Source organism: Methylobacterium nigriterrae, from assembly GCF_037106235.1.
Lineage (GTDB): Bacteria > Pseudomonadota > Alphaproteobacteria > Rhizobiales > Beijerinckiaceae > Methylobacterium > Methylobacterium nigriterrae.
Genome location: NZ_JBAWTG010000238.1, coordinates 1 through 4,646 on the forward strand (window position 1 = coordinate 1; position 4,646 = coordinate 4,646).

Here is a 4,646-nt window from a genome sequence, read left to right on the forward strand (position 1 = left end):
GCCCGTCTTCCGCGCCGCCTCGATGAACACCTGAAGGTTCGCACGCGCCGCGCGCTGACCCACAAACTCCGACAAAACCAGTGGACGCACCGTCTGGTCCGGGCTGTCGGGGCGGTGCTCCGGATCGAGCGGCGCGTCGGTCCTCGGCTTGCTGGGATGCGGATTCATCGAGCGCGGAATCATGGAGCGCGGGTTCCTGGGGTGCGGGTTCCGGGGCGAGGATCCCGGCGCTCAGGCCGCCAGGGAGGCTCTGTCCTCCTGCGCGGACGGAAACGGCTGCAGCAGCACCCTGCGGCCCTTCAGGTCGTGGACGGTGACGCGCCAACCCGACCAGTCCGCGCCATCGTCGAGGCTGCGCATCACCGTGCGGGCGACCTGGCGGGCCCGGCTCGCCAGCCGCGCGGGGGCGCGGACATCCGCTCCCTCGACGTCGAGCACGCATTCATGGCCGTTGGTGCAGTGGAAGCGATAGCGCGCCATCTGTCCTTGCTCTCCTGTCGGGCTCTCGTTCGGGCTCTCGTTTTGTTCTATATATGTTCTCATGCCGGCGCGGGAACCGTGCTGCGCAAAGTGACGCATCGGCCCTTCGCCGAGCGGATTGCGACGAAAAAGGCCGCGCTCGGATCGAACCGATCGATTGCGCCCAAGTTAAACCCGGCAAGTTAAACCTCGGATTGCCGGCGGATCTGCCCGGCCCGCTGGAGTTGTATGTGGCGCGTGAAGCGGAAACCGGGGTGCCATTGCCGGACCAGGGCGGGGCGTCGAGCCGTCGGATGCGGGCGGTCGTCGCCGTTCCGGTGCGCAACGAGGCCGAGCGCGTCGGCCGATGCCTGGAGGCGCTGGAATCCCAGGTCGGGATCGCCCGCGGCGATTTCGGCCTCGTGCTGTTCCTCAACAATTGCACGGACGACACCGCTGCGGTCGTGGCGTCCGCTCCGCGCGCCGGCCCGGTCCGCGTCGTCGTGGAGGACGCCGCCGATGCCCATGCCGGCTGGGCCCGCCGCGCCGCCATGGAGGCGGCCGCCGCGTGGCTGCGCGAGGCCGGCGCGGAGGACGGCGCGATCCTGACGACCGACGCCGACAGCCGCGTGCCCCCCGACTGGATCGCCCGCAACCTCGCGGCGCTCGCGGCCGGCGCCGACGCGGTGGCGGGGCGGATCGCCCTCGACGCCGACGAGGCGGCGCGCCTGCCCGAGGCGCTGCACGCCCGCGGCGCCCTCGAGGGCGCCTACGAGGCGCTCCTGACGGAACTCGGCGCCCGCATCGATCCGGAGCCGCACGATCCCTGGCCCTGCCACCGGACCGCGTCCGGGGCCTCGCTCGCGGTGCGGCTTCCGGTCTACCGCAGGGTCGGGGGCCTGCCAGCCCTCCCGGCCGGCGAGGACGGGGCCTTCGTGGCGCGGCTGCGCGCCCACGGCGCGCGCGTGCGGCACGCGCCCGACATCACGGTCGTCACCTCGGGCCGCCTCGACGGGCGGGCACCGGGTGGCGCGGCCGACACGATGCGGCGGCGCTGCGCCGAGCCGGACAGCCCTTGCGACCCGCGCCTCGAGGCCCTGCCGCGCGCGCTCCTGCGCTGCTTCTGGCGCCGGTGGCTGCGCGGGCTCCAGGCGCGGCGCCGGCTCGGACGCACGCGCCTCTGGGCGCCCTGCCTCGGCATCGGGCGCGCGCAGGCGAACGCCATCGCGGGGCTGGAGAGCGTCGGGCAGGTCTGGGCCGCGGTCGAGGCGGCGAGCCCCCGCCTCGCGGCCCGGCCGCTCGCCCCGCGCCAGCTCGCGGGCGAGATCCGCCGGGCGCGGGCGCTCCTCGGGCTGCTGCGCGCCGTCGACCGGGTGCGCGCGCGCGCCCGGCTGCCCGGCCGGGGCCTGCATCCGGATCCGGCGCGCGTCGCGGCCGAGGACGGCCTCACGGTCGAGGAGACGGCCGCGCCCGCGGCCTAGGCGTTCGCGGCGCGGCCTCGCGCGGAGGGACTTGCACCGATGGACTTGCACCGAGGGGCTCGCGCGGAGTGATGAGGACGGAGTGAGGAGGGCGATTGGACGGCATGGTGCTCGCTGACCGGGATTGTGACGCGGTCGAGGCGGCGCGCGCGGCGGCGCGCAGGGCCGCCTCCCGCGCGGCCGCGCAGGACCGCGACGGCGGCTTCCCGGCCGACGACGTGGCGGACCTCGCGCGCGCCGGCCTCCTCGCCGCGCCCGTGCCGCGGGACGCCGGCGGCCCGGGGCTCGGCGAGGAGGCGGGCGCCGCCAGCCTCGCGGCGGTGCTGCGCCTCCTCGGCTCCGGCAGCCTCGCGCTCGGCCGGCTCTACGAGGGCCACGTCAACGCCCTGCAGCTCGTCGCGCGCCACGGCGGGGCGGCGGCGCGCCGGGCCTTGTTCGCCGATGCGCGGGCCGGGCACCTGTTCGGGGTTTGGAACACGGAGCCGGCCGAGGGCGGGCTCGCCTTCTCGCGGGAGGGCGGCACCCTGAGCCTGCGCGGGGCCAAGACCTTCGCCTCCGGGGCGGGCTTCGTCACCCGCGCCCTCGTCACGGCCCGGGAGGCGCCCGGCGCCCCGCCCTTGATGCTGGTGGTGGCCCTCGAGCCCGGCACGCGGGCCGACCTGTCGGAGTGGCGCGCGCACGGGATGCGGGCCTCGGCCACCGGCCGGGTCGATTTCACGGGCCTCGCCGTGCCGGCGGAGGCGATCCTGGGCGGCCCCGACGCGTACCACGGCGAGCCCCATTTCTCGGGCGGCGCCTGGCGCTTCGCGGCGGTCCAGCTCGGCGGCATCGAGGCGGTGCTCGACGCCTGGCTGGCGCATCTGCGCGGGACCGGCCGCGGCGCCGACCCGCACCAGCTCGCCCGCCTCGGCGAGGGCGCGCTCGCGGCCGAGACCGCGCGCCTCTGGGTGGATCGGGCCGCCCGCGCGGTCCGCGAGGAGACGCTCGCGCCGGAGCGCATCGTCGCCTACGTCAACCTGGCGCGGCTCGCGGTCGAGGCGGCGGGGCTCGACGTCCTGCAGCGCGCGCAGCGCTCGGTCGGCCTGCAGGGCTTCCTGCGCGGCCATCCCCTCGAGCGCCTGTCGCGCGACCTCGCGACCTACCTGCGCCAGCCCGCCCCCGACCGGGCGCTCGCGGGCGCGGCCGCCCACATCCTCGCGGCGGAGGTGCCGGCGGGCGACCTCTGGCGGGGCGGGGACGAGTCCTGATGCGGGCCGGCGACTTCCTCGCGGCGGCCGAGCGCCTGCCGGTCACCGATCTCGCGGCGCTGACGGGCGGGCGCGGCCTCGTGGTGGTGGCGCCCCACCCCGACGACGAGAGCCTCGGCTGCGGCGGCCTGATCGCGGGCGCCTGCCGGCAGGGCCTGCCGGTGCGGCTGGTGGTGGTCAGCGACGGGACGGGCTCGCACCCGAATTCCCGCGCCTATCCGCCGGACGCCTTGCGGGCCCTGCGCGAGGACGAGACCCGCGCCGCCGCCGCCTCGCTCGGGCTTGCCGCCGGGCATATCCGCTTCCTGCGCCTGCCCGACCGGGCCGTGCCGGCGACAGGCCCCGCTGCCGAGGACGCGGCCCGGGCCGTCGCCGAGGCCGCGCGCGATTGCGGGGCCGGCACGCTGTTCGTGACCTGGGAGCACGACCCGCACGGCGACCACCGGGCCAGTGCCGCGATCGTGGCGCTGGCGCGCGCCCGTCTTCCCGGCATCCGCGTCCGCGCCTACCCGGTCTGGGCCTGGGCGCTGCCGCCCGGGGCCGAGGTCGGCCCGGCGCCCAGCGGGATGCGCCTCGACGTCGCGGCCGATCTGCCCGCCAAGGCCCGGGCGGTGGCGGCGCACCGCTCGCAGACCACGGCGCTCATCGACGACGACCCGGAGGGCTTCCGCCTGGAGCCCGCCATGCTGGCGCGCTTCGCCCGGCCCTTCGAGATCTTCCTCGAGGTCCATCCGGAGGCCCACCCGGGGGTCCGCTCGGGGATGCGCTCGTGAGCCGGCGCCGCGGTTCCCTGCCGGCCGCCTATTTCGCGGATCTCTACGCGGCCGATCCCGATCCCTGGCGCTTCGCCACGAGCGCGTACGAGCGCGCGAAATACGCGGCGACCCTCGCGGCCCTGCCGCGGGCGCGCTACGGCGCGGCCCTCGAGGTCGGCTGCTCGATCGGGGTGCTGACCCGGGCGCTGGCGCCGCGCTGCGACGCGCTCCTCGCCCTCGACGTCGCCGAGGCCGCCCTCGATCAGGCCCGGCGGCGCTGCGCGGACATGCCTCAGATCCGCTTCGCGCCGTGCCGCGTCCCCGCGGATTGGCCGGCCGGCCGCTTCGACCTGATCCTCCTGTCGGAGGTCGTCTACTACCTCGACGCCGCCGATGTGGGCCGCCTCGCCGAGCGCGTCCGCACCGCCCTCGGGCCGGGTGGCGACGTCGTCCTCGTCCACTGGACCGGCGAGACCGACTACCCGCTCGGGGGCGACGAGGCGGCCGAGCTCTTCCTGGCGCGCGCGGCCCCCTTCGCGGAGATCTGCCGGCAGTCGCGGAGCGAGCGCTACCGCCTCGACGTGCTGCGCGCGCGCGGCGCCTGACCCGGGCGTCAGGCGGCCCGCGGCGGCGCGTGGAGGTCGCAGGGGCGCCCGGCCTTGGCGACCTGCCCCGGCACCTCGTGGCCGACGAGCCGCGGCAGG

General features: G+C 77.1%; 5 protein-coding genes and 1 pseudogene. 4 read left to right on the forward strand and 2 right to left on the reverse strand.

Features of this window, described 5'->3' with window-relative positions; genetic code table 11:
* Positions 1 to 183 (reverse strand): annotated as a pseudogene (locus WDW90_RS35145) (Holliday junction branch migration DNA helicase RuvB); the annotation flags it as partial.
* A gap of 48 nt (positions 184 to 231) precedes the next feature.
* Complete coding sequence (locus WDW90_RS35150) at positions 232 to 480, reverse strand: DUF6894 family protein (RefSeq protein ID WP_336492368.1); 249 nt, start codon at positions 478 to 480, stop codon at positions 232 to 234.
* A 230-nt stretch (positions 481 to 710) separates the two neighbouring features.
* On the opposite strand from WDW90_RS35150, the gene WDW90_RS35155 reads away from it, so the two are divergent.
* The 4 genes from WDW90_RS35155 (at position 711) to WDW90_RS35170 (ending at position 4,547) form a co-directional block, all read left to right on the forward strand.
* Positions 711 to 1,940, forward strand: a complete 1,230-nt coding sequence (locus WDW90_RS35155) for a glycosyltransferase (RefSeq protein ID WP_431311191.1) — start codon at positions 711 to 713, stop codon at positions 1,938 to 1,940.
* Between the two features lie 104 nt (positions 1,941 to 2,044).
* Positions 2,045 to 3,187: an acyl-CoA dehydrogenase family protein gene (locus WDW90_RS35160; RefSeq protein ID WP_336492369.1), complete on the forward strand. Its 1,143-nt coding sequence runs from the start codon at positions 2,045 to 2,047 to the stop codon at positions 3,185 to 3,187.
* Positions 3,187 to 3,960: a PIG-L deacetylase family protein gene (locus WDW90_RS35165; protein WP_336492370.1), complete on the forward strand. Its 774-nt coding sequence runs from the start codon at positions 3,187 to 3,189 to the stop codon at positions 3,958 to 3,960. The genes WDW90_RS35160 and WDW90_RS35165 overlap by 1 nt, the downstream gene beginning before the upstream one ends.
* Complete coding sequence (locus WDW90_RS35170; RefSeq protein WP_336492371.1) at positions 3,957 to 4,547, forward strand: SAM-dependent methyltransferase; 591 nt, start codon at positions 3,957 to 3,959, stop codon at positions 4,545 to 4,547. The genes WDW90_RS35165 and WDW90_RS35170 overlap by 4 nt, the downstream gene beginning before the upstream one ends.
* Positions 4,548 to 4,646 lie beyond the last annotated feature (99 nt).

Excerpts from the sequence above, each read along its gene's own strand:
- WDW90_RS35150 (WP_336492368.1), bottom strand. The coding sequence starts at position 480 with ATGGCGCGCTATCGCTTCCACTGCACCAACGGCCATGAATGCGTGCTC.
- WDW90_RS35160 (WP_336492369.1), top strand. The coding sequence starts at position 2,045 with ATGGTGCTCGCTGACCGGGATTGTGACGCGGTCGAGGCGGCGCGCGCG.
- WDW90_RS35165 (WP_336492370.1), top strand. The coding sequence starts at position 3,187 with ATGCGGGCCGGCGACTTCCTCGCGGCGGCCGAGCGCCTGCCGGTCACC.